Source organism: Achromobacter sp. SIMBA_011, assembly GCF_046535435.1.
GTDB classification, from domain to species: Bacteria; Pseudomonadota; Gammaproteobacteria; order Burkholderiales; family Burkholderiaceae_B; genus Achromobacter; species Achromobacter dolens.
Genome location: NZ_JAWRWN010001046.1, coordinates 1 through 244 on the forward strand (window position 1 = coordinate 1; position 244 = coordinate 244).

1 protein-coding gene is annotated in these 244 nt (G+C 65.6%); it reads left to right on the forward strand.

The features are described from left to right. Positions 1-162 precede the first annotated feature (162 nt). On the forward strand, positions 163-244 hold an 82-nt coding region (locus SB816_RS34220; protein ID WP_410548526.1), incomplete at its 3' end, for a hypothetical protein.

Genomic DNA, 244 nt, shown 5'->3' on the forward strand with positions numbered 1-244 from the left:
CGGCGAGATCGTCGTCGGGAAGCGGGCTGGCGGGCATGGGCAACGGCGCGCGGCAAGGCGGCAAGGATGGAGCGAAAACGGCGCGCATGCGAGCGTGCGCGCCGCACGGATTCACCATCGTAAAATAGATTCCCTCCATCGTCACTACAACGGCAGACCCCCATGAAACTTGCATCGCTGAAGGACGGCACGCGCGATGGCCAGCTGATCGTCGTGTCGCGCGACCTGCACACCGCGGCGATCG